The 24,795-nt window shown below is 63.5% G+C and carries 19 protein-coding genes; 10 read left to right on the top strand and 9 right to left on the bottom strand.

The window, feature by feature from the left end; translation table 11 throughout:
• Positions 1-44: 44 nt before the first annotated feature.
• From O1W68_RS06030 to O1W68_RS06040, 3 genes are read right to left on the bottom strand one after another with little or no spacing between them, the layout of a single operon-like run.
• Complete coding sequence (locus tag O1W68_RS06030; RefSeq protein WP_269301995.1) at positions 45-4,175, bottom strand: lipid II flippase MurJ; 4,131 nt, start codon at positions 4,173-4,175, stop codon at positions 45-47.
• Positions 4,172-6,556, bottom strand: a complete 2,385-nt coding sequence (locus O1W68_RS06035) for a DUF6049 family protein (RefSeq protein WP_442972306.1) — start codon at positions 6,554-6,556, stop codon at positions 4,172-4,174. The genes O1W68_RS06030 and O1W68_RS06035 overlap by 4 nt, the downstream gene beginning before the upstream one ends.
• Positions 6,556-7,128: an NUDIX hydrolase gene (locus tag O1W68_RS06040; RefSeq protein ID WP_269301997.1), complete on the bottom strand. Its 573-nt coding sequence runs from the start codon at positions 7,126-7,128 to the stop codon at positions 6,556-6,558. The genes O1W68_RS06035 and O1W68_RS06040 overlap by 1 nt, the downstream gene beginning before the upstream one ends.
• A 158-nt stretch (positions 7,129-7,286) precedes the next feature.
• On the opposite strand from O1W68_RS06040, the gene O1W68_RS06045 reads away from it, so the two are divergent.
• Entirely contained in the window at positions 7,287-8,699 is a 1,413-nt protein-coding gene (locus O1W68_RS06045) for a CCA tRNA nucleotidyltransferase (RefSeq protein ID WP_269302821.1), read from the top strand.
• Here the strand turns inward: O1W68_RS06045 and O1W68_RS06050 are convergent.
• Together O1W68_RS06050 and O1W68_RS06055 are read right to left on the bottom strand one after the other, a co-directional pair.
• Entirely contained in the window at positions 8,692-10,197 is a 1,506-nt protein-coding gene (locus tag O1W68_RS06050) for a DUF4185 domain-containing protein (RefSeq protein ID WP_269301998.1), read from the bottom strand. The two genes, O1W68_RS06045 and O1W68_RS06050, sit on opposite strands and share 8 nt — an antisense overlap.
• Before the next feature lie 56 nt (positions 10,198-10,253).
• Positions 10,254-11,543 carry an MFS transporter gene (locus O1W68_RS06055; protein WP_269302823.1) on the bottom strand — a complete coding sequence of 430 codons (1,290 nt, stop codon included), beginning with the start codon at positions 11,541-11,543 and terminating at the stop codon, positions 10,254-10,256.
• 396 nt (positions 11,544-11,939) lie between these two features.
• Between O1W68_RS06055 and O1W68_RS06060 the strand changes: the two genes are divergently transcribed.
• Entirely contained in the window at positions 11,940-12,116 is a 177-nt protein-coding gene (locus tag O1W68_RS06060; protein ID WP_269301999.1) for a WHG domain-containing protein, read from the top strand.
• A 63-nt stretch (positions 12,117-12,179) separates the two neighbouring features.
• Positions 12,180-12,788 carry a YqgE/AlgH family protein gene (locus O1W68_RS06065; protein WP_269302000.1) on the top strand — a complete coding sequence of 203 codons (609 nt, stop codon included), beginning with the start codon at positions 12,180-12,182 and terminating at the stop codon, positions 12,786-12,788.
• 89 nt (positions 12,789-12,877) lie between these two features.
• Here O1W68_RS06065 and O1W68_RS06070 read toward each other — a convergent pair whose 3' ends face one another.
• Genes O1W68_RS06070 through O1W68_RS06080 form a run of 3 tightly spaced genes read right to left on the bottom strand, consistent with a single transcriptional unit; the run spans position 12,878 to position 15,517 of the window.
• Positions 12,878-14,095 carry a GGDEF domain-containing protein gene (locus O1W68_RS06070; RefSeq protein WP_269302001.1) on the bottom strand — a complete coding sequence of 406 codons (1,218 nt, stop codon included), beginning with the start codon at positions 14,093-14,095 and terminating at the stop codon, positions 12,878-12,880.
• A gap of 26 nt (positions 14,096-14,121) precedes the next feature.
• A complete protein-coding gene (locus O1W68_RS06075) occupies positions 14,122-15,105 on the bottom strand; it encodes a DUF1648 domain-containing protein (RefSeq protein WP_269302002.1) in 984 nt (327 codons plus the stop codon).
• Positions 15,106-15,112: 7 nt separating this feature from the next.
• Positions 15,113-15,517 carry an SdpI family protein gene (locus O1W68_RS06080; protein ID WP_269302825.1) on the bottom strand — a complete coding sequence of 135 codons (405 nt, stop codon included), beginning with the start codon at positions 15,515-15,517 and terminating at the stop codon, positions 15,113-15,115.
• A gap of 69 nt (positions 15,518-15,586) precedes the next feature.
• Between O1W68_RS06080 and leuS the strand changes: the two genes are divergently transcribed.
• Together leuS and O1W68_RS06090 are read left to right on the top strand one after the other, a co-directional pair.
• Entirely contained in the window at positions 15,587-18,421 is a 2,835-nt protein-coding gene (gene leuS, locus O1W68_RS06085; protein ID WP_269302003.1) for a leucine--tRNA ligase, read from the top strand.
• A 53-nt stretch (positions 18,422-18,474) separates the two neighbouring features.
• Positions 18,475-18,897: a hypothetical protein gene (locus tag O1W68_RS06090; protein ID WP_269302004.1), complete on the top strand. Its 423-nt coding sequence runs from the start codon at positions 18,475-18,477 to the stop codon at positions 18,895-18,897.
• A 365-nt stretch (positions 18,898-19,262) separates the two neighbouring features.
• On the opposite strand, the gene O1W68_RS06095 is transcribed toward O1W68_RS06090, so the two are convergent.
• Positions 19,263-19,601, bottom strand: a complete 339-nt coding sequence (locus O1W68_RS06095; RefSeq protein ID WP_269302005.1) for a cupin domain-containing protein — start codon at positions 19,599-19,601, stop codon at positions 19,263-19,265.
• A gap of 78 nt (positions 19,602-19,679) precedes the next feature.
• Here O1W68_RS06095 and O1W68_RS06100 point away from each other — a divergent pair, with 78 nt between their 5' ends.
• The 5 genes from O1W68_RS06100 (at position 19,680) to O1W68_RS06120 (ending at position 24,568) form a co-directional block, all read left to right on the top strand.
• Complete coding sequence (locus O1W68_RS06100) at positions 19,680-20,447, top strand: helix-turn-helix domain-containing protein (RefSeq protein WP_269302826.1); 768 nt, start codon at positions 19,680-19,682, stop codon at positions 20,445-20,447.
• Positions 20,448-20,647: 200 nt separating this feature from the next.
• Positions 20,648-21,676: an iron-siderophore ABC transporter substrate-binding protein gene (locus O1W68_RS06105; RefSeq protein WP_269302006.1), complete on the top strand. Its 1,029-nt coding sequence runs from the start codon at positions 20,648-20,650 to the stop codon at positions 21,674-21,676.
• Positions 21,677-21,720: 44 nt separating this feature from the next.
• On the top strand, positions 21,721-22,707 hold the full coding sequence (locus O1W68_RS06110; protein WP_442972307.1) for a FecCD family ABC transporter permease: 987 nt from the start codon (positions 21,721-21,723) through the stop codon (positions 22,705-22,707).
• 26 nt (positions 22,708-22,733) lie between these two features.
• On the top strand, positions 22,734-23,747 hold the full coding sequence (locus O1W68_RS06115; RefSeq protein ID WP_269302830.1) for a FecCD family ABC transporter permease: 1,014 nt from the start codon (positions 22,734-22,736) through the stop codon (positions 23,745-23,747).
• Positions 23,744-24,568 (top strand): ABC transporter ATP-binding protein, encoded by an 825-nt coding sequence (locus tag O1W68_RS06120; protein WP_269302007.1) that lies wholly within the window; start codon positions 23,744-23,746, stop codon positions 24,566-24,568. Before O1W68_RS06115 ends, O1W68_RS06120 begins: the two co-directional genes overlap by 4 nt.
• The last annotated feature ends 227 nt before the right edge of the window (positions 24,569-24,795 follow it).

Raw genomic sequence — 24,795 nt, forward strand, 5'->3', positions numbered from 1 at the left:
CCGAGACGTTCGCAGGTTGACGGCGGGTGAATCAGGAGTAGCCGTCACGGCTGCGCGGTGAAGCCGAAATCCGCGATCGTCGATTGGTTGCGTCCATCGTCGTTGCCGAGTCCGGTAATCCACAGCAGAACATGCGTCGTAGGCTCGGAAACGGTTAGTGGAATATCGGTGACGCCGTTGCCGAGCGTCGCCTGACCGATGACGGTGGTGTCGCTGAGGCTTGCAGAATCGCTTGGTGCGGAGCGGATTTCGACAACGGTACCCGGAGAGGGTGAGTTGACGAAGGCACTGGTGAGGACCTGCGAAGACGGCAGGGTCGCGAGTAGTCCTACGCCTTCCTTGAGTGACGGGAAGGGCTGGAAGTACGCGTCCGTGGTCCACGTGGAGCTGGGGTTGCCGTCGATGGCATTGCTTGCTGAACCGGCGTTGTCGGCACTGCCCTGAGGTGAGAACACCTCGACCGAGTCGATCGCCGTCGGAGCAACTGCGGCAGGCGGCGCGACGTCTTCTGCACCAGGTGCGGCAGGGGCGGTCACGCTGGTGGTGAGGCCGAAGTCCTGCTGCGTCAGCGGCTCGTCGGAGCTGTCACCTGCGAGGAATGTGAAGAGCCAGTAACCCGCGAAACCGAGAACGATGACGGTCAATGCGCCCAATACGACGAGCGCGATGTTGGTGCGCTTCGACCGCAATTGCTGAGCGGCGATTTCCGCTGGGTCGGCCAGCGAGTGGCCGGTGGCACCCGGTGCACGCTGACCGAGGCGCAGTGCGGGCATCAGATCGGTCTTGTCGTTGATGACTGCAGCTTGATCCAACACGTGCTGGACGGTGGCAGCCGTACGGATACCACTGTTCTGCTCGAGTGCACGGACGGCGACTGCCGAGATCTCGAAGGGCACGTCGGGTCGGATACGACGCGGCTCGATGGCGTTGCCACTTGCATCACGGTCCGCAGGGCGCATGCCGCCTACCGATCGCGGCGATGAATCAGAATCCGAACCGGGAGTCTTTCCGACAGCGTCGGCGAGAGGCCAACGCGCAGTGATCAGGGCGTACAGCATCGCGCCGAGCCCGCGAACGTCGGAACCTGGGTCTGCATCGGCCAATGTTGCCGGGAATGCGAGAACTGCGTTTCCGCTGCTGCTGATTCGGACGCGGTCGGGATGGTCGATCGACAGTGCCCCGCCGCTTCGGTGTGCTGCTTCGGCGGCTGCTGCGAGGGCCTTGATGGCCCGGGCTGCGCCGGTCGGCGATGGAACGGTGTCGGCCATTTCACGTAGCGAACGACCCGGGGTCCATTCTGCGACGACGATGCCGCCGGAGCTGCCCCGGACGACGTCGAGAACGCGAGCAAGCCCTGGGGAGTTGATCCGGCCCAGTCGCAGGGTGCGGGAAAGAATCGCCTGAGGGCCCTCGGGTCGGTCGGGCGAGAGCGAGGACGCTTGCTGGTCGGCGTCGACGAACGTCAAGGCCACTTCGCGATCCAACTTGACGTCGTGGGCCTGCCAGAACTTGAGGCCACGTGATCCACCGTGCGGGGTGAGCAGCCGGTAGCGACCGCCTGCCACGGACGCACCCGGGATGAGCTTGGGGCCGCGAAGAGACCGTGCAGGCTCGGAGCCCGGTCCGACAGGCGGCAACGATGGTGATCCGACTGGAGCGGCACCCGTGTCGTGTGCGACGCCACGGGGGGACTTCACGGCTGCGGTCGTGGACGCTTCGTCTGCTGCGCCCGAAACGACTTTGCCGGCTGCCGGAGTGTCCTTGGAGTCGTCCTTGGCAGGCTTGGCCTTCTGCTCGGCAGATGCTTCCGAAGTTGTGGCCTCGGTTGCGTCGACTTCCTTGGAAGGTTGCGCCTCGGTCGGTGACGGCTTCTTGAACGGTGAGGGCATCTTGGTAGGCGTGGTGGGCGTCGTGGCCTTCGATGACTCGAGCTTGCCCGACGCGTCTTTGGCGCGATCGTCCACCTCGACACCGCCGGCATTTCGCTCGGTGCCGTTCACTGCGGACTCGGCCGGCCCCCCAGCCACATCGTCGTCGGTCACTCTCACTCCTTCACGCGTCTCTGCCCCGAGTTGTCCTACATATCGTCCCGTCGCATGTCGCAGCGGCGGTGGTGCCGCCGGCTGACCTGAGGTGTACGGGGTCCCAGTCTGTCGCGGTCCAGGGTACGGGAGTTGTCGGGAAGAATTCTCCCATGCAGGTCCCGAGCGGACGACCGGTATGTGTTCGGTCGCATCGATGTCGGCCGTTCGCGTCGGATCGGGGGTCGCGATCGACTTCCCGCGGAAACGCCGAACCAGTTTGCTGACTGCAACGGTCACTGCCAGAACCTCGGGAATCCGGCCGAACCAGAGGATTCCGAAAGTTATCGACAGCATCAGGACGGCGCAGACGCCAACGCGGAGCATGGCACCGACGGCTCCCAGTGCGTCGGTGATGTTGCCGAGATCGGCAATGCGGTCGATGGCCAGCATGGCGGTACCGCCCGCGGCCGATGCGAGCAGGACCATCCAGATGGTCTTACCGATATTGATCATTCGTAGGTTGCCGAGACTGCGATGGAGGAGAAAACCACCGATGCATGCACCGATCACGAATCCGAGCCCGTTGGCGACGCCGAGAATCAGTACCACCTGCTCGTCGTTGCGGGCCAGCATCGGCGCCAAGGCCGACAGCGCGATCTTGACGCCCGTGATTCCGAGGATGATCCAGGTGGGAGTCCATGCCTGTTCCCTGGCGTAGAACACCCGAAGATGGATCAGTACGAGTGCGTAGGGGATCAACGTGAACGCCGACCAGCTGACGGCTTCGCCGAGCCTGCTCGCATCGTCGGCGAAATTTCCGAATCCGAACAGTGCTTCGCCGACCCATGGGCCGGCGAAGGTCAAGAACACCACGATCGGCACCAACGCGACCAGTGTCAACCGGGTGGCCACCGACAGGTCGTCTACGACGGCCGGGGTGTCTCCGTCGGCTGCGTTACGACTGAGCCGCGGCATGATGGCGGTAAGAACGGTGACGCCGAGGATGCCGTAGGGAAGTTGAAGCAGGATCCAGGCCTGGGAGTAGATCGCCGGGCCCGCGGCGTCTGCTTCGGCGGAAATCCTGGTGGCGAACACGAGCCCCGCCTGGCTGATGACGACGTAGAGGATGATCGCGGCAGCCATACCGCCGAAGGTCTTGAGCCTGGCGTCGATTCCCCATAGCGGTCGAAGGTCGATCTTTTCTCGACGCAGTGCCGGGATCAGTGCTACGACCTGCGTGATCACACCTGCGGTGACACCCAGCCCGAGGATGAGGACGTGTGGGTCACTGATCTGCACCGGATCGAGGGAGATCTCCCCCGGCACGAAGAAGTAGAGGGAGAAGATCCCCAGCACCACCAGGTTGTTCCAGACCGGGGCCCACGCGCCGGGTCGGAAATTCTGGCGCGTGTTCAGAACGGCGGTCAGCAAGCCCGAGAGTCCGTAGAACAGGATGGCAGGCAACAGCAGGTACGACAGCGCGGTGGTCAGATCGCTGCTGACCTTGGCGTTCTCGTCGATCAACATGCGGCTGAGCAGGGGTGCACTGATAGTGGCGATCAAGGCGACGATGGCCAGCATCGAGAATGCGATGGTGAAAAGCCGTCGAACGAACGACGCTCCGCCGTCGGCATCCTCCATCTCGGCGCGAACCAGAACCGGAACGACGATGGCGCTGAGCACGGCACCGAGAACCAGTTCGGAGATCATGTTGGGGAGGATCGTCGCGGAGGTGAACGAACTCGCGATCGCGCCGCCGAGAATCCCCAGCATGACGATCTGCTTGAAGAACCCGGTGATGCGGCTGACGAGCGTTGCGATCGCGATGGACCCCGTCGCGGCCATCAGGGAGCTCTGTTGCTTTTTGGGGGCCGACGGCTCGACCGGACCGGGACTGCGCGTCGCCTCCGCGATGGGCGGGTAGTCCTCGTCGCGAAATCGAGGAATCAATTGAGTGACGGAATTGTCGGGGGCAGGCCCACCATCCGGGGACGGCGGTGCTGGATAGCTCCGCATCTCCCGGAACGGATCACGGGGAGCCGGTTCGCGTTCCCAGGGTGCCGCAGACGGCTCCAGAGTTCGTCGGAAGACCTGGGCCGCGGGCAGCCGCGTGCGTGGGACGTCCCCCTCGTACGGGATGTTCCCGGTCATGGTCGTTCGTACCCTTCGTCGGCCGGGTCGGGTTGATCCCTGAACCTGTGCCACAGTCGGCGTCCGGCAAGCAGTAGCAACAGAACACCTGCGCAGACGGTAATGATGGCCAGCGCTTGTCCGTACGCATTCGACCGTACGGACACTGTCGACGCTTCGCCCAATTGCTGCCCGTCGAGGGTGGTCAACGAAAAATCGACGGACAAGTTGCGGCTGTCGTCGACCTCAGCCGGAACGGTGATCGTACGGCTACCTCGAGGTGGAAGCGCGGTGGCACCGACGTCGGTGATGCGCATCTCGGGAGGTGCATCGACATCCAACCGCACGTTGATGCCTACCGGCAGATCGTTCTGTGCGACCAGAAGCAGCGGACTCTGCTCCGAAGCCAACGTGTAGACCCCGCCGGGGGCGAGGACCGTCACCGCGTCGAACAGTGCGTCGACGCCTGCCTCGGAACTGCTGGTTCGAATATTCGCCATCTCGGCTGCAGCGGCGGGATCGGTGTCCTTACCTGCCGAGGTGAGCGCGCGCAGCAAGTCTTCCTTCAGCGGCGCCGTGTACAGCCGGGGTGTCAACGGCAGTTGAGGGTCATCGACCAGAGATCCGGCCAACGACTCGATCCGACCACTCTGGACGCGCACACGGTCCTCGGTGTTGGTGTCCCTGCCGAACTGCTGCACCGTTCTGGCTTCGACGGGCATTCCGGTAGGCGGCTCGGCCAGCAATTCGGTGAACGGTCGCGGTGAAGCGAGGCCGGAGCGCAGCATCGAGGAGATCGAAGACAGAATCGCGCCTGGCTCGTCGCCGTCGGCGCTCCAGTTCTGCGGTGGTGCAATCGTCAAGTTTCGCGGGTTGCCGTTCGGTGGAGTGAGAGCGTGATAGACGACGGCTCCGACGGCGTCCTGCAGTCGGGCGGTTCGTGAGTCCTGCTCGAGGTCGAAACGTTGATCCTGCGGAGTGAAGTCAGGGGTCGACGGCTCGGACCCGACAGCTGCCAGTGCGGTAGCGGTGGCTGCGTCGAATACGGAGGCTTTCAACTCGGCGTCGACGCTGCTTCCCCCGGTGACCAGCGCAACCCCGCCTGCCGCTGCGGGGGCCACGCTGTTGTCGGCGACGAGGGCCGTCCGGGGTCCGACGGAACGCACCGTTGCCGCAGCGCGGGCGCCGAGTTGGCCGGAAGAACTCCAGACGACGTCGGGGACCGAGGTCACTCCGAGGATCGAGTCCACGATGGTCGACGGAGAGTCGAGCGCACTCGATACCAGTGATGCATCGCCGACATTGCCGAGTGCGTCGAGATCGACCTGGGCGAAGGGAACGGCGGTGACGCACATCGAATTGGCCAGTGGCTCGAGCCGGGAAAGCCAACTTGCGGCAGCGTCTCTTCCGGTCCCGTCGCGGGCCGAGCCACGTGGATCGGCCGGATCGTCGACCACCAGATAACCCCGAGCCATATTGGCGACGGTGACCAGGAGGTCGGGATCGATCGCCAGGCACATGCTGTCGGCGAGGCGATTCTCCGGATCGAGTTGGTCACTCGTGGCGTACTCGACGGCTGCAAGTAGCTTGTCCAGTCGACCACCCGTCGCGAGTTCTTCGGCGAGCTCGTCGTCGACGAGTCGGACCTTGTCCTCGAGCGACCCTGGGATACCGGCAGCGAGTCGGGGCTTGTCCGCCAGCGGCCACATCACTGTCGTCGCTATCGGGCTCGACGTGCTCGGTGGAAGCGCGATGGCGTCGGGAGCCGTCGGGTCTGTCGCGGTCGGATCACGCGGGACTCCGGCTACGGGCAGCAAGAAGCGGGCGTCGTCGAGTCTCGCGGTGCCGCCGTACTCGGGTGTGCCGTTGACGTTGAGAAGAAGCGGGTAGACCCCTGGTGCATCGATTCCCAGCGAGGGCCCTTGGGTGCTTCGCAGCGGTAGCGACACTACGAATTGGGTGCTCGCACCCCGCTCGAGGCTCTCTGCGACGTCCTGGAACTCCCCGACCGCCCCGAACTGCTCTTGTTCGAGCGTCAGCGACGTTCGCAGCTCCTCGGACCGGTCGACGGCGTCAGCGCCCTGCATGCGGACGCTGATGTCGTCGACGCGTCGGTCGCCGGTGTTGGTGACGGTGGCGCGCACGGTCACGAACGGTTCGCTGGTGGTGGTGACGGTGGCGGGTGCGACGGTGTCGATGGACAGTTGGAGGAACTGAGTGCCCCGGCGAGTCTCGGGGAGGTCGCTGTCTTCCGATTGGTAGGTGAGATCCGCCGACGTCGACGGGTCGCTGTTCCACGGCTCCTGCGCGATCGCCGTTGCCGGCGTCAAGGCAGCAGCCGGCGCGAGGACAAGCAGGAATGCGGTCAATGCCGCCGCAGTGACCCTGGTACGCCGCACGATCACTCCTTGCCGGTGGCGGTAGCGCCAGGTGTATTGGGAGGGCTGGGTCGATGCATGTCCTCGATCAGCCGATCGGCGATGGCGGCCAGTTTTCGTTCGTCGGCATACGCGAGTCGCGACTGGAGTTCGCTGAGCGGGACCCAGGCCACTTCGGTGACCTCGATGTCTTCGTCGGAGAGTTCGCCGCCGAGGAAACGGAGCAGGTAGTGGTGGACGGTCTTGTGGACGCGGCGACCTTCGGTGACGAACCAGTAGTCGATACTTCCCAGCGTCGCCAGGACCGAACCCCGGATTCCGGTTTCTTCGGCTACTTCACGCATGGCGGTCTGCTCGGCTGTCTCGCCCTGTTCGATATGGCCCTTCGGAAGCGACCACAGCAGCCGACCTCGGCGATCGGTGCGTCCGATGAGAGCGGCGCAGCGTTTCTCGGGTGGGCCGTCGAGACCGTCCACGACCAGGCCACCGGCAGAAGTTTCCCGCACTGTGCGGAGTTTGGGCTTGTCGCTGTCGACGCGTGCGTTTCGCCGCCGCGGGTTGCGGCGGCTCCTGTTCGCACGTTCGCCAGCAGACACCCAATCCATAGTAGTTGGAAAAATGGGGCGATCTCTCCTCCCGCACCGAGACGGGCGTACTCATGATCACGACCTCTCGCCTAGGCTCTATCAACGTGGCCGAACAGTCTCCAACTCCCCGACACTCCGACGCGAGCGACGACCGGCGGGAAAGACTGATGGAAGCGGCTACGTCGACCCTCGGAGAGTTGTCCGGCGTGTTGAGCCCGCTTGCCGATCGCTTCGCTGCTCACGGGCACGAGCTGTACTTGGTCGGTGGCAGTGTCCGCGACGCGGTCCTTGGCCGGTTGTCCGGCGATTTGGACTTCACGACCGACGCGCGCCCCGAGGTGGTGCAGCAGTTGCTGTCCGGCTGGGCCGACAATCAATGGGACACCGGCATCGCGTTCGGCACGATCAGTGCCGCGAAGGACGATCAGCTCATCGAGATCACCACCTTCCGAACCGACTCGTACGACCAGGTCTCGCGCAACCCGCAGGTTCGGTACGGAACCAGCCTCGAGGAAGACCTGATCCGCCGCGATTTCACCGTCAATGCCATGGCGGTTCGGCTCGGCCCGGACGGGTTGCAGGAGTTCGTCGATCCGCTCGGCGGGATGGACGCATTGCTCGAGGGGCTTCTCGATACGCCGTCCACGCCTGAGAAGTCGTTCAACGACGACCCGTTGCGGATGTTGCGCGGTGCGCGGTTCGTCTCGCAGCTCGGCTTCACGCTGATGCCGCGCGTGCACGAGGCCATTTCGAACATGGCGGGTCAGATCGAACGCATCACCGCTGAACGCGTCCAGGTGGAGCTCGACAAGTTGCTACTCGGCGAGTACCCCATCGACGGTATCGACGTGATGTGCGAGACGGGTCTCGCGGCGTACGTGCTGCCGGAGGTGCCGGCGATGAAGCTCGAGATCGACGAGCACCACCAGCACAAAGATGTGTACTGGCATTCGTTGACGGTGTTGCAGCAGGCCATCGATCTCGAGGACGGTGACCCCGACCTGGTATTACGTTGGGCTGCACTACTTCACGACATCGGTAAGCCGGACACGCGTAAGCACGAGCCGGCCGGTGGTGTCAGCTTCCACCACCACGAGGTCGTCGGGTCGAAAATGGTGCGCAAACGGATGCGCGCGCTGAAGTACTCGAAGAGAATGATCGACGACGTCTCGCAGTTGGTATTTCTGCACCTTCGATTCCACGGCTACGGCAAGGGGCAGTGGACCGATTCCGCGGTCCGACGCTATGTCACGGACGCGGGAGAGCTACTTCCTCAGCTGCACAAGCTCGTTCGCGCCGACAGCACCACCAGGAACAAGCGTCGAGCGGCGGCGTTGCAGGCGACGTACGACGATCTGGAGGAGCGGATCGCGCGTCTCGCCGAGCAGGAGGATCTGGCCAGAGTGCGCCCGGATCTCGACGGCAACGCCATTATGGACTTGCTCGGTATCACGGCCGGACCGGACGTCGGGAAGGCCTGGAAGTTCCTCAAGGAATTGCGGCTCGATCACGGACCACTCCCCCGTGAGCAGGCAGAGGCCGCGCTACTCGAGTGGTGGAAGACGCAATCGGTCAGTTGAGGTCGGCCTTCATCAGGTACACGTTGTAGCTGTCCCATTCCGATATCGCGAAATACAGCTCTCCGTCCTTCGACCACGGATGCATGAATCCACCGTAGGCTTTCGGGTACTCCGCAGTCCGAACCAGAGTCGACGGCGCGGTCCACTCTCCTTGCGGTGAATTCGCTTCGCGGAGAACGATATTACCGGCGATCGGATCGAGGTAGGTCATCTGCCACAGGCCGTCGTGGAAGCGGACCGACAGTTCGGCGGAGATGCCGTCGGCGATCGGGGTCGCCTCGTTGGAGTCCACCGGCGCCCAGGTGCCGTCGACCCAGTATTGGTAGGCGGTCTTGTCGAGGACCTCGCCCTTCGGCACTCGGGCCAAGCCGACCGTGCCGATCCGGCCATTGACGGTGCCGAACATGTAGACGAAGTCTCCGGCGGGAACCATGGTGGACACCTGGAACTTGGAGAAGCCGAACATGTTGTCCCACCGGGCATATGGGTCTTTGACCCAGGTGGAACCGTTGTCGTCGGAGTAGGCGATGCCGCCGTAGTTGGTCCACCACATACCCGGGACGACGCTCCAGCGACGGATGGACATGTACGACATGTACTGCCGATCCCCGACGGCGAATCCGGATGTCGGAATGACCGTCGTCTCCCAGTTCTTGATTTTGCGACTGTTGAGAATTTCGGCTGCGTGGCAACGGGAATCCTGCACCATACTGTCGAGGGTCAGGCCGTCGGACAGGTCGGTGTCGGTGCTGTGGCCGAGGACGTTGCTGCGCCAGTCGTCTCCGCCGACGACTCCGTACTCCCAGTTCTTGCCGAAGGAGTCACCGAAGGCGACGGCTACCTCGCCTGGCTTCGATTCCCACATGATGCCGAGGTCGGTGCCCTCGACCTGCCAGCGCTTGTCCGTTCTGTTGATCGAACCCTGACCCGTCATCTGCGAGATCACCGAGACGTTCCCCACCAGAGGCTGTTTCGGCGCTGGAGAAGTCGGGCCCGCCTCGGCTGGATTCACGACGGCTGGATTCACGACGGCGGGTGCTGCGGGTACCTGCGGTGCTGCGAGCGGGCCGGGGATGGGAATGGGGATGGTTTCCGGTTGCGGCTCGATCTCGATGCGTGGGAACGGGAGATGTGCAGATCCGGTCGCGGCGACGGGTTCTTCGGTCGTGGCGGTGAGATCGGGGCACGGATCCATGCATGGATCGGGTAGCGGGTCCGCGTCGACTCGGGTGTTGTCGGGTTCGGGATCGGGGACCGGTACCAGTTCGACGGAGGGGTACGGCACCGGAATGACGAACTTGTCCGGCAACGACGGTATCGGCGGCAGCACGGGCGGAGCGTTGGGATCGACTGGCTCGGGTGGATAGTCCTTGGGATCGAAGCCGGTCTCTCCGCACTGGTTGACCGGGGCGGGCGGGGCCGCATTCGCCGGTGCTGCCAGCACGCTGCTCGATACGAGTGCGAGCGCGCATCCCACGACGATCGATCGGGCACGCATCTTCGTCCTTTGGGCCGGCGACAACGGAACAGACCGTGCGGTCCTCGAGCAAGGTATCACTGTGACGAGCGGCGAGCACGACGGTTGTTGAGGGTGACGGCGAGCAGGCCCAGCATGTAGACCACCACTCCGGCGTAGACGACGGCGTGCGCCGACGTCTCCTCGGCAAGGTCGGTGGAACCGGCGCCCACCGCGAAGGCGGCAGCTGCGAGCGAGGCGACGAAGGCGATGTTGAAGACGGTGTCCTGCAGGGCGAAGACGCGTCCGCGATGGTCGTCGTCGATGTCGGTTTGCATCGATGCATCACCCGTGAGCTTGACGGTTTGTCCAGCGACGCCGAGTAGAAAGGCGCCGAGAAGCAAGCTCGTCTGGGTCATGGTCGCAATGAACGTCGCCTGGACGGCTGCGGCGAGGATCAAGGCCCCGACGATGGATCGCACTCGCCCGAATCGTGGAAGGACGAACGGGGTCAGGACCGCTGCCAAAAGCATTCCCGCTGCTGTTGCGCCCACGGCGATTCCGAAGCCGGCAAGCCCGCCGGGGAGAGAACTCGAGCCTTTCTCGCGCAGGATGAGCACCATGATCAGGGTGTCGGCACCGAATACGATGCGGTGCGCGCCGATACCTGCCAGCGCCGCCGTGACCTTCGGAGATCGCCACACTGCGGCAGCACCGGATCCGAGGCCTGCGGCAATATCGGCGATTGCCCGTAGTGCGGCGTGCTCGGTCGGTTCGGCGACTGTGGCAGGCCCGAGTGACTGTGGTGCGAACCGCGCTGCGGCAATCGTTCCGACGATGGATCCGACTGCCGCCGCGCCGACTGCTATGCCGGAGCCGAGATCTCCCGCTCCGATGAAGCCGATGATCCCGACGGCGGTGCCCGCTCCGGCAGCGGCGAATCCCGATCCGATGGTCGCGAGCAGTGAATTCATCGGAACCAGCCATGAGGTACGCACCACGTGGGGCAGAGATGCGGATACTCCGGCGAGTACGAATCTGCTCAACCCGACTGTGGTGAGCGCCAGCAAGAGCAGCGGGGTCTCGCCACCACCTGTACACAGGAGAAGCGAGGTGGTCGCGATCAGGATCATGCGTAGGACGTTGGCCCACAGCAACACCGCGCGCCGATCCCATCGGTCGAGCATCGCGCCCGCGAAGGGGCCGATGACCGAATATGGAACCAGGAGGACGGCAAATCCAGCGGCAATGGCTACTGGATTGGATTCGCGTTCCGGGTTGAACAGGATCGCTCCGCTGAGCGCGGCTTGGAACAGTCCGTCCCCGAACTGACCGGCAAAGCGGATCGCGGTGAGCTTGCCGACGCCGGGCGATGTGCGCAGCCGCATCCGCAATGTTTCTTTACTCACTCCCCGCACAGTAGCCCAGGGAAGGGCGCGGCTCAGCCTACGATCGTCAGGACACCGGGGTTATGTGGGTCGACTTCCACCACGCGAGAGTGCTCGCTGCCCCTTCCTCGAGTGGAGTGGGATGGAGGCCCAGGAGCGCTTCGCTTCGGGTGCTGTCGAGCCGGTGGGGGTATTGGAATTGGTAGAGAGTGTCGCCGAGTTCGCGGATCTGCCCGGGGACGACGCCGAGAGTGCGGATCAGCCAGGCCGGGACTGTGCCGACCCGAGGTGCGTCGACTCCGGCTGCATGGGAGAGGAGTTCGATCCTCTCTCGCTGGGAGACCGCGGGTGCGGCTGTCCGGATTGCACCAAAGTTTCGTCGAGGTTCGTAACGAAATGGGCACGAATATGTCCGACAAAGCGCTGGCCCGAGGAGTACTGGTGTGGGCATCGCTGTTCGGTGCCGTGAGCTTCGACGTCTTCGACCAGTACGGATCGTCGACTTTCAGCACCCGCGACCAGCTGTTCGAGCATCAGTTTGCACTCTTGGTCGAGCTTGCCGGCCTGATGTAGCGCCCGAAAACGCATGGCATGCCATGCGTTACATCGGGTGTTCGGCGGTGCCACAATGACTCCATGGCGTCGCATGCGGAAGAACCCGAAGACCAGATGGCATCGGTCGATCAGGCGGTGCGCCCGGGGAGCTTGTTGGTGTCTTCGATCGAACTTGTCGAGCCCACGTTTCGCCGAACCGTGGTGTACGTGATCGAACACAATGACGCCGGTAGCTTGGGCGTGGTCATCAACAGGCCGAGCGAGACTGCCGTGCGGAATGTTCTGCCGCAGTGGACGGATTTGGCCGCTCGACCGAAGGCGCTGTACGTCGGCGGACCGGTCAAGCGTGATTCGGCCCTGTGTCTGGCCACGGTCCGAACCGGTGTCGCCATCGACGGTGTCCCCGGGATTCGACGCGTCGACGGCCGGGTGGTGATGGTCGATCTCGATTCCGATCCGGCAGAGATCGAATCCCTCGTCGAGGGCGTTCGAATCTTCGCGGGATATTCGGGTTGGACATTCGGCCAGTTGGCGAGCGAACTCGAACGAGAAGACTGGATTGTCGTCTCGGCCCTGGCATCCGACGTCATCGGGGCGCCGCGGTTGGATCTGTGGGCTCACGTCCTGCGCCGTCAGCCGATGCCGTTGGCGATGCTGGCCTCACACCCGATCGACGTCACGCGGAACTGAGTACGATTTTCCGCGCTAGGGCCGCTGCCAGGAACGAAATCAGTAGTGGCGTAATACTATTGAGTACGAGACGGCGTCGACCTGGGCTTTCAGAGCTTGGTTGTCGAACTTCGATTGCCACCGTCGAGTTTGGCCCGGTACATCATCGAGTCCGCGATCCGGCCGGCCTTGTCGATGGCGGAGGGGCCGTCGACCCACAGGCTCGAGGGCGAGGCGAGGATGCACGCGCCGACGCTGACAGTGATGGGAATGTGGTCGCTGGAATTGTACAAAGTGTTCACTACTTCTTCGATGCGCTGATGCACCTCCGCGTCCGGTGCGGCGAAGACGGTGACGAACTCTTCGCCACCGGTTCTCGCTACGACTCCGTTTTCCTGAAACAGCAGTGACAGGCGGTCGGCGACGCGGACGATCACGGCGTCGCCGCTGTCGTGCCCGTAGTAGTCGTTGACGACTTTGAATCGATCGATATCGATCACGAGGACCGCCAGGCTGAAGTTGCGCTCGTGACCGTTATGCCACAGAGCTTCGGCTGCATCCTCGAGCCCGCGACGGTTCAGGAGGTTGGTCAAGGGGTCGAGCAGGGAGCGTCGAGCATCACGACCGATGGCAGTCCACGCGATGTGTGCGAGGAGCGGCACCACGGCAGTTGCTGCAAGGATTACCAACGAAGTAGCCAGGACGGTGGGGGCGTCCTCGTCACCGGTGAGAAGATTGCGCACCGTCATGGCAGTGATGAACCCGCAGCACAGGGCCAGATGAGCCAGCATCCACTTCTGGCTGACGAAGAAGATGCACAAGCCGCCGGTCAGCGCGAAGAGGCAGCATCCAACCAGCGCACCGAACGGCGAATAGAGCATCAGCACCGAGGCGGTGCCGGCATCACCGAAGATGGCATACGCGATGAAGTCCCGCTTGACGGGCAGAGGACCGAAGAACCAACGTAGTGCGACGGCCACCTGCATGAGCAGCACAATCGAGATCCACGCTTGCGCACCGAATCCGTGCGGGCCACGCGAACTGAACAGCATCAGAACAGATGCGACTGCGTACAGCGTTGTTGCCGAGCCGAAGAGGTACTGCAACGGCTGGTGGAGGCCACGTATGGACCGGTGCTTGGCCATCCACTCGTAATCGAACGGCTGGGTGTACCAATCGATCAGCGCGGCCCGGGCGCTGTGTAAGGCCGGTCGACGGTGACTGGTCGGTCGATTCGTCTCCGACTGTCGACCACTGAACGGCGGTGTCGTGTTGTTCGTTCCGACCTCCTGTCCGTAACCCAAACCACGTTGGAGATTAGCCGACAATTCCGGCTCTCGATCTGGTTCCGTGTTCAGCGCCGCGAGGCGAGGGTGTTGAGAACTCCGACGATCTCCTCGGCACGGTCGCTCGTGATGGTCAGCCGCTGGCCGTTGGCGAAGGTGATGAACGCGGCGGGCCCCTTCTGGACCGCGACGGCGTAGTTTCCTCGCCCCTTGACGCGTAGACCCCATCCGCCGAAGTCACCGAACGGATCGACCTCGCGAACCGATGCCCCGGTCACTTCGTCGATCGAGTAGTCGAAGGCGGCCATGCCGAAACTCCGCACGCCGATCCCTGACTCGTCGACGACCAACTGGTACCGCATGAGAGACAACGGAAGTATCGAGACCGGCACGAATATGGCGATTGGCCACCAGGAGTTCGATACCCAGCAGGTGAATGCGGCGGCCGCGGCGAGAATGACGAACAGGACGATCACGGCCACTGGACCTGCACCGAGGCGTTGGACGATCGGACCGTCGAATTCGGCTCTCGGGAGGCTGGCCGGGGGTGGCGATGTCGCAGGCGTGCGTTCACGGTAATCGCGTAGAAGCGAGGCTCCCAGAATTCCCACCGCGAACCCGACCAGGGTGCCCAGGCCCAATGCCCAACTGGGCACCTCGGCATCCTCGACCGTGCTGACGTCGAGCTGCCCGGACAGAATGGCCAGCTGCAGAACTGTGATGAGTCCGACAACCGTCAAGCCGATCATCAGCATCGTGCGTCGCATGATCAGGAGCGCGTGGGCCAGTGCTGCGACGGCGCTACATCCGCCGCCGACCAGCACGATGACGATGGCAAGGGTCCAGGCGCTGGTGGTGGGGCTGGTGAAGGCGTCGGGCTCGGTGCCACTCCAGTGTGTCGCAATCTGTTGTGGGAGCCGCGACTTCCACAGGTAGGCCGCCATGACGCCGAGTCCAGCCGCGAGTATCGGGACCACCACGCCGAAGACGACTCCAGCGGGATCGAATGTCCGCACCTTGTCGGTTCGGGCGTCTTGCGTTCCCAATGTCATCTCGCGCTCAGCTCGGCTGGCACGCGTCTTTCAGGGTGCACGAGATGCACGAATGCCCGCAGTCTTCCTCGGCGACCGGGACGGGCGCAGCGGCAGCGGCCCGCGCGCCGATGGAACCACCGATACCTGCTACGACGAATGCTGCGAGAACGCACGCAACAACGGCGACGACGGAGAATGCGCCACTGAGCATCAGGCCGGCAGCGCCGCCGATGAGCAGGAGCAACGCCGCTGCAGCGTTCGTCGGTCCGGCGACACGGTTGGCCATGACGAACGTCTCGTCGTCGCGCATCGACTCGGGGGTGCGCACACCGGCCCAGCGGTTGCGCGGCAACCGGCCCAGAAGACTGGCGGTGGCGACTGCGCCGACCACGAGAGCGAGCACGAACATCACTACGGACACGATGAGCACAGTGGCCACGATACGTCTCCGCGAGGCCGAAGTACCAGTCGGCCCAGCTCACGCCTTAGGCTGGTGGGTGTGACCGATCCAGTTGATACGCCCTCCGAGACCGCACCCGAGTACCGCTACACCGCGGATGTGGCCGGGCGTATCGAGGAGCAGTGGCAGGACCTGTGGGATGAGCAGGGCATCTTCGACGCCCCGAACCCGGTCGGCGCACTCGCCGGTGACGTACCGAAAGACAAGCTTTTCGTCCAGGACATGTTCCCGTACCCATCGGGCAGTGGTCTGCATGTCGGTCACCCACTCGGCTACATCGCCACGGATGTGTTCGCCCGGTTCCATCGGATGCACGGACGCAACGTTCTGCACGCCCTCGGGTACGACGCCTTCGGGTTGCCTGCCGAGCAGTACGCGGTGCAGACCGGCACCCATCCGCGGTCGACCACCGAAGCCAACATCGCGAACATGCGACGCCAACTTCGGCGGCTGGGACTCGGCCACGACCGTCGCCGCTCGCTCGCGACGACCGACGTCGACTTCTACCACTGGACGCAGTGGATCTTCCTCCAGATTTTCAACGCCTGGTACGACTTCGATCAGGCGAAAGCGCGTCCGATCTCGGAGCTCGAAGCTTCCTTCGCCGACGGTTCGCGCTCGATGGACGACGGTCGAGACTGGTCCTCGCTGTCGGCGACCGATCGGGCAGGCGTTCTCGATTCCTACCGTCTGGTCTACGAGTCCAACTCGATGGTCAACTGGTGCCCCGGTCTCGGTACGGTCCTGGCCAACGAAGAGGTCACCGCCGACGGCCGAAGTGACCGAGGTAACTTCCCTGTCTTCCGTAAGAACTTGCGCCAGTGGATGATGCGCATCACCGCGTACTCGGATCGACTGATCGACGACCTCGAGTACCTGGATTGGCCCGAGAAGGTCAAGACGATGCAGCGCAACTGGATCGGACGTTCACGCGGAGCGCAGGTGGCGTTCGGCACACCGGCCGGTGACGTCGAGGTGTTCACAACGCGTCCGGACACGCTCTTCGGTGCCAGTTACGTGGTGCTCGCGCCTGAACACGAACTGGTCGACGGTGTGACCGCCGCGCAGTGGCCCGCCGACGTCCCGACCTCGTGGACGGGCGGCGCCGCCACCCCGGCCGAGGCAGTCGCGTCGTACCGTGCCGCCATCGCGGCGAAGTCCGACCTGGAGCGCCAGGAGAACAAGGAGAAGACCGGTGTATTCACCGGCTCCTTCGCGGTCAATCCCGTCGACGGTCGGCAGGTTCCGGTATTCATCGCCGATTACGTCCTCACCGGCTACGGTACCGGCGCGATCATGGCCGTTCCCGGGCACGATCAGCGGGACTGGGATTTCGCCACCGCGTTCGGCCTGCCGATTCTCGAGGTCATTTCGGGCGGGGACGTCACCGAAGCTGCGTACACCGGCGAGGGTCCGCTGGTGAACTCCGAGTACCTCGACGGCCTCCCCGTCGACGAGGCCAAGGCCACCGTGATCGCCCGCCTGGAAGAAGAAGGCAAGGGCCGCGGCACTATTCAGTACAAGCTGCGTGACTGGCTCTTCGCTCGCCAGCGTTACTGGGGCGAGCCGTTCCCGATCGTCTACGACTCGAACGGCAATGCGCACGCTCTACCGGAATCCGCTCTGCCGGTCGAGCTTCCGGAGGTCGAGGACTACGCTCCCGTCTCGTTCGATCCGAACGACGCCGACTCCGAACCGTCGCCGCCGCTGGCGAAGGCCACCGACTGGGTCGACGTCGAACTCGATCTGGGTGACGGCCTGCAGACCTACACCCGCGACACCAACGTCATGCCGCAGTGGGCAGGAAGCTCGTGGTACCAGCTCCGGTACATCGATCCGACGAACTCCGAGACCTTCGCCGACCCCGAGAACGAAAAGTACTGGGTAGGACCGCGTCCCGAAATTCACGGACCCAACGATCCGGGCGGGGTGGATCTCTACGTCGGTGGTGTCGAGCATGCGGTTCTGCATCTGCTGTACTCGCGCTTCTGGCACAAGGTCCTCTTCGATCTCGGCCATGTCAGTTCGAGCGAGCCGTATCGCCGCCTGTTCAACCAGGGCTACATCCAGGCATACGCATTCACCGACGCGCGCGGGGTATACGTGCCCGCCGAAGAAGTGGAAGAGCGCGACGGCGGCTGGTTCTACCAGGGCGAACCCGTCAACCGTGAATACGGGAAGATGGGAAAGAGCCTGAAGAACTCCGTCTCCCCCGACGACATTTTCGCCGAATACGGCGCCGACACCCTGCGTGTCTACGAGATGTCGATGGGACCGTTGGATACTTCACGGCCATGGGCGACGAAGGACGTCGTCGGTGCGCAACGATTCCTCCAGCGCGTCTGGCGACTGGTGCTCGACGAGGAAACCGGCGCCGTCCGCGTCACAGACGAGAAGCCGAGCGAGGACACCTTGCGCGTCCTCAACCGGGTGATCGACGGCGTGGAAGCCGATTACATTGCGCTGCGCGACAATACGGCCGGCGCGAAGCTCATCGAGCTAACCAACCACCTGACCAAGGCGTACCCGGCAGGCGCACCACGAGGAGTGGTCGAACCTCTGGTGCTGATGCTTGCCCCGATGGCACCGCACTTGTCCGAGGAGCTGTGGAAGCAGCTCGGGCACGATCGCTCCCTCGCGCATGGTCCGTTCCCGCGGGTGGAGAAGAAGTGGCTCGTCGCCGACACCGTCGACTATCCGATCCAGGTCAACGGCAAGGTGCGTAGCCGCATCAGCGTGCCCGCCGATTCCACCAACTCCGACGTCGAGAAGACCGCCCTCGCGGACGAGAAGATTCTCGCGATCCTCGAGGGCAAAGCTCCGACCAAGGTCATCGTCATCCCGGGCCGGATGGTCAATATCGTCCTGAAGTAAGGCCATCACCGGTACCTTCCCAGGTGCAGGCCGAGGGGGAACAGGGGGCGGCGATGGGTTTCGCGCGCGATATTCAACTGGTGGTACCCATTTTTTGGCTGGGTATGGTGATCGCGATTTCCTTCGTCGAAGCACCGCTCGAGTTCAGGGCACCAGGGGTGACATTGGCGATCGGTCTCGGCATCGGCCGTAAAGTGTTCGCGGCGCTCAATATCGTCGAAGTGGTACTCGCCGTCGTCCTGTCGGTCGCGTGGCTCTACGCGGACACCGATGGTTGGCTGCTACTCGTGCTCGTCTCGACGATCCTTGTCGTTCAGGTCGCCGTGGTTCGTCCACCGCTGACCAAGAGATCGAATCGGGTACTCGCAGGCGAGAATGTGCCGTGCTCGAAGATTCACTTCGTCTACATCGCGCTCGAGGTAGTCAAAGTTCTTCTGCTGATTGCGCTGACAATCGATCTTGTGGGGCAGATCTAATTTCCTGCACGGCAGCCCGACCGCCATCGGCGTCGGGAATATATGGCACCGACGCCGATGACGTGATTTTGGGTGTGCGGTCGGAATTTACTTATTCACTTCAAAATGAATAGAAATCCGATACGACCGGCTTCATCCGTTGTGTCAGCGCTTACGCTTGGTCAGTAATTCTGTTGACTCTCTGCTTTTTTCACGCTTCTCGGCGCGACGTTCTTTAATACTCTGCGCGGGTTTTCGAAGTTTTTGTCCCGTTTTCTCAGCCATTGACGCTCCCTTTTCGAAGTGGCAATCACGATCTGACACCGACCATACCCACAAAATATAATAAAGCCAGTCGCGCGAGTATTTCCGATTGACAAAATGAATTACGGCGCAGGTATTTTCGCCACAGTCAGTAATATTGTCGAGGTTTCGATCGCCTCGAGCGCATGACTCGAGTCGGGGACGATGATCAAATCTCCGGTCGATCCTTCCCAGGCGTCCTCTCCTGCGGTGAGGCGGACCCGACCGTGAAGGACGTGGACGGTCGCTTCTCCTGGATTGTTGTGCTCGGCAAGTGTCTGACCGGCGACGAGCGCGATCACTGTTTGCCGGAGTACGTGCTCGTGGCCCCCGAATACGGTGTGAGCTGCGCGACCACTCGAGGCCCGTTCGGCGCTTGCGACCTGTTCGCGGGCCAGGGCCGTCAATGACATCTTCTTCATGTCTTCTTCTCCTCAGTCGAGTGGTATCTCCCGGGTGAGGTTATCGCCGACCGTGGCATCCTCGTGTGTGTGACGACGATGGACACACGCACGCTTCCGATTTATGCGGCCGGCGAGATTGCGATGCCGTACGTCATCGACGGCTGGGACGAGGTGATCACAACTGACACCTGGTTCGAGGAGCATTCGCATCCGACCCACGAGCTGCTGTGGAACGAGTGGGGTGCATCCACCGCCATGATCGGCTCGCGCATCTGGACCATCACCACGACGGTAGGCCTGTGGATTCCGGCGGGGCTGTTGCATTCCGGATGGTTTCCATCGGGAACTCGGATGCGCACGGCACAATTCCGAGTGCAGGATGCCCCGGCGATCGCACCCGATCCCGTCGGCGTCGATATCACCCCGATGCTCCGGCTGCTACTCGATCGCCTCAACACCGAGCCACTGTCGGATTCTTCGCGTGGCACTACGGAGGCGATGGTGCTCGATGTTCTCGCCCCCTCCGCTCGGGAATTGTTGGTCCGTATTCCGCAGTCCGAGCTGGTGGCACCTATCGTGAGCACTGTTCGAGCTTGCCCCGACGATTCGACGACGCTCGAGCAGTGGGCCCTTCGACTGAAGGTGAGCACTCGAACGATCACTCGCGTTTTTCACGCGGAGACCGGCTCGAGCTTCCGGGAGTGGGTAGCGGGTGTTCGCACTCAGCATGCGATGTCCATGCTGGCACGAGGCGATGCGATCGAGGAGATAGCCGTCGCGGTGGGCTTTCGGTCCGTGAGCGCGTTCGGTGCGTCTTTCCGGAGAGTCAGCGGTATGAGCCCTGGACAGTTTCGAGCCCAGTAACACCGCCCTCGCGTGTCCGTTCGGCGACAAGCGATGTCCATTTGGCGCGATTGCGTACTTACTGAGGGTGCACTATCTTAGGTGAGGGAAGCCTTGCTTCACCGGAGTTGCGGCATAGACGTCGGCGTACGCGAGCTTTCCAAACCTGCACTGCCGCAGGACTATGCGCGACGCCCTGCGTCAGAACCCCGAAGGAACTCATGTCCAACGTCTCACGCTTTCTTGTTCTGTCCGCGGCCGCCGCGCTCACAGTCGGTCTGGCCTCCTGCTCATCCAGCAGCTCGGACGAAGCCTCACCGACGACCAGCGCGGACTGGACGCCCGTCACCATCGAGCATGCTCTCGGCACGACGAAGATCGAGAACAAGCCCGAGCGCGTCGCCACCGTCAACTGGGCCAACCAAGAGGTGCCGCTTGCGCTCGGGATCGTGCCGGTCGGCATGGCCGCGGCGAACTTCGGTGACGACGACGGCGACGGCATCCTCCCCTGGGTAAGTGAGAAGCTCGACGAACTCGGCGGCGACGCACCGGTCCTCTTCGACGAGACCGACGGCGTCGACTTCGAAGCCGTCGCCGACACTGAGCCCGACGTCATCCTGGCAGCGTATTCCGGTCTGACGCAGGAAGTTTACGATCAGCTCAGCGATATCGCACCGGTCGTCGCTTACCCGGAAACCGCGTGGGGTACGCCATGGCGCGACATGATCTCGGTCAGCAGTAAGGCGCTCGGCATGGCCGAGGAAGGCCAACAGCTGATCGCCGACCTCGACGCACAGATCGACGATGCCGTGGCACAGCATCCGGCGATCGCCGGCAAGTCGGCAATGTTCCTCACCCACGTCGATACGACGAATTTGAGCGAGGTCAGCTTCTACACCACGCACGACACCCGCGCGAAGTTCTTCGAGGACTTGGGGATGGTCACCCCGCCGAGCGTCGCCGCGGCGTCGGCGTCGACCGATAAATTCAGCCTGAAGCAGAGCGCCGAGCAGGCCGATGCGTTCAGCGACGTGGAGATCATCATCACCTACGGCGGCGATGAGCTGGTCAGTGCGCTCGAGGCCGACCCACTGCTCTCGCAGATGCCCGCAGTGAAGAACGACGCGATCGTCGCACTTCCCAGTGACGGCCCGATCGGCACCGCTTCGAACCCGACCCCTCTGTCGATCTCCTGGGTTCTCGAGGACTACCTGGATCTTCTGGATCGAGCAGCTGACTCCGCGCAGTGACGCAGACCCTGACGTCGGAAACAGCACCTGTTCGAAAGCCGGCACTGCTGAAGTCGACCGGACTTATCGTGCTCACCGCAGTGCTCTTGGCGTTGGATTTCGCCTCGATCACGATCGGTTCACGTGAGGTCGGGTTCGACGACATCATCGCGGCCCTGGGTGGATCCAAGGAAGGGTTCGACCAGGCCGCGGTCGCCACGAGACTTCCGCGCACGGTGCTGGCCCTCCTGGCCGGTGCAGCGTTGGGTGTCTCCGGTGCCGTCATGCAGGGAGTGACGCGTAATCCATTGGCGGACCCCGGAATTCTCGGTGTGAACATGGGCGCTTCACTTGCGGTTGTCAGTGGCATCACGTTCTTCGGTCTTGCTGCGGCAACGAGTTTCGTCTGGGTGGCCATCCTCGGAGCAGCCGTCACCGCGGTGTTCGTCTACGCCATCGGGTCCCTCGGGCGCGGCGGTGCGACGCCGTTGAAGTTGGCGTTGGCCGGTGCCGTCACCTCGGCTGCGCTCATCTCCTTCGTCAGTGCAATTGCATTGCCGCGCAGCGACTTGGCGGGCGGCATCCGGTCGTGGCAGATCGGTGGAGTCGGCGGTGCGGTCTTCGACAGAATCTGGATGATCCTGCCGTTCCTACTCGTCGGGTTCGCGATCTCCCTCGCTTCGGCTCGTGGACTCAACTCGCTGGCACTGGGCGACGAGCTCGCAGCCGGTCTCGGTGAACGCGTCGCACTCACCCGTGGGGCCGCGGCAGCAGGCGCGGTCATTCTGTGCGGGGCAGTCACCGCTGTCACGGGCCCGATCGGCTTTGTCGGCCTGGTGGTTCCGCACGTATGCCGTCTGATCGTCGGCGTCGACCATCGGTGGTTGTTGCCGTATTCGGCTCTCGGTGGGGCGGTGCTTCTGACCGCTGGGGACATCGTCGGACGCATCGTCGCCCGGCCGGCCGAGATCGACGTCGGCATCATCACCGCGCTCGTCGGAGCTCCGTTTTTCATCTATATCGTTCGACGCCAGAAGGTATCCGCATTGTGACGCTCGTAGATCGGCCCACCGTCGAGATGGTGGCCCGCGGCCGCAGCAGCCGCTCGAAACGTCGAAGAACGACGATGGCAGTGTTGGCACTGCTCATCGTTCTCGGTTTCGCGGTCACCCTGATGGTGGGTCGGACCTTCTACCCACCGGCCGAGGTAGTCCGCGTTCTTCTCGGTCAGGACGTGGCCGGCGCAAGTTATACCGTCGGCCGCCTTCGTCTTCCCCGCGCGGTCCTCGCGATCACCGCCGGGTTCTGCTTCGGCATCGCGGGCGTGACGTTCCAGACGATGCTGCGCAATCCACTCGCCAGTCCCGACATCATCGGAATCAGCGCCGGATCCAGTGCCGCAGCCGCATTCGCGATCGTCACTCTCGGACTCGGTGCGACGCAGGTATCGATTTTCGCCATCGTCAGTGGGTTGGCGGTTGCGCTGATGGTCTACGTGCTCTCGTTCAAGGACGGGATCGTCGGCACCCGCTTGATTCTCATCGGCATCGGTATTGCCGCGATGCTCGACAGCGTCACCGCCTACATCCTCTCCCGCGCAGGTCAATGGGATCTGCAGGAGGCGACACGGTGGTTGACGGGCAGTCTCAACGGAACAACGTGGTCCTCCGTCGTACCCGTTCTCGTGGCCATGGCCGTCCTGACGCCAGTGCTGCTGATGCAGAGCCGGAACCTCGCCGTCACACAGCTCGGTGACGATATGGCTCCTGCGCTCGGCGTGCGGGTCAGTCGAACACGGTTGATCGTCATCGTGGCGGCCGTCGGGCTCATCGCTTTTGCGACGGCAGCGACGGGCCCGATTGCGTTCGTGGCCTTCCTGTCCGGTCCCATAGCCGCGCGGATCGTCGGAGCGGCCGGGTCTTTGCTGGTTCCCGCTGGGCTCGTCGGTGCGCTGCTTGTTCTCGTGGCCGATTTTGTCGGTCAGTACGGCCTGGGCACCCGCTATCCGGTGGGGATCGTCACCGGTGTCCTCGGTGCGCCGTACCTCATCTACCTCATCATCCGTAGCAACCGCGTCGGAGGCACACTGTGACCACCACCCATTCACTCGAGATCGAGCATCTGACCCTCGGCTACGGGGACCGAACCGTGATCGGCGACCTCGATCTGTCGGTGTCTCCGGGGAAGATCACCTCGATCGTCGGCGCGAACGCCTGCGGCAAATCGACTCTGCTGCGGTCGATGTCGCGGCTGCTGAAACCGCAGCACGGGCATGTTCTGCTCGACGGCCGCGACGTGCATCGACTGCCGGCGAAGGCATTGGCCCGCGTCCTCGGTCTGCTCCCACAGTCACCGATCGCCCCCGAGGGCATCACCGTCAGCGATCTCGTCGGCCGTGGACGCCATCCACATCAGGGAATGTTCGCGCGGTGGTCCCACGACGACGACGTCGCAGTCGCCGACGCGCTCGATCTCACCCAGACCGCAGCGTTGGCCGACCGCGCCGTCGACGAGCTGTCCGGTGGTCAGCGCCAACGAGTGTGGATCGCGATGGCCCTCGCGCAACACACGGATCTACTGCTGCTCGACGAGCCGACGACGTTCCTCGACGTCAGCCACCAGGTGGAAGTGCTCGATCTGCTCACCGATCTCAATCGCAGACGCGGCACGACGATCGTGATGGTGCTGCACGATCTGAATCTCGCTGCCCGCTACTCGGACCATCTGATTGCATTGGCGGACGGACACATTCATGCCTCGGGTAGTCCGGGTGAAGTGTTGACGGAGGACTGCGTACGCACTGTCTTCGGGTTGGACAATCGCATCATCGTCGACCCGACCTCCGGAAAGCCGCTCATGCTTCCCCTGGGTCGGCATCATGTGAAGGCGGCTGTCCAGTCCGTCGGGAGTTAGAGCAATCGTCCGCCGCACAGCGCTTCGAGAAGAACCGGCTTCGAGAAGAACCGGCTTCGGCTACCGATCGTTTCGATCGCCGGCCGGATCTCCTCGCCTACCCGCAGGCCACCACGTCAGCAGGAAGAAGGATCGCGGATAGCTCGACCCGAGCCTCGAACCAGGTGTGACTTCGCTTACCCTCTAAGGCGTCACCGAACCGTGGGCACCTGCCCGTCTCACAGTTC

The organism is Rhodococcus sp. H36-A4 (assembly GCF_027158005.1).
Lineage (GTDB): Bacteria > Actinomycetota > Actinomycetes > Mycobacteriales > Mycobacteriaceae > Rhodococcoides.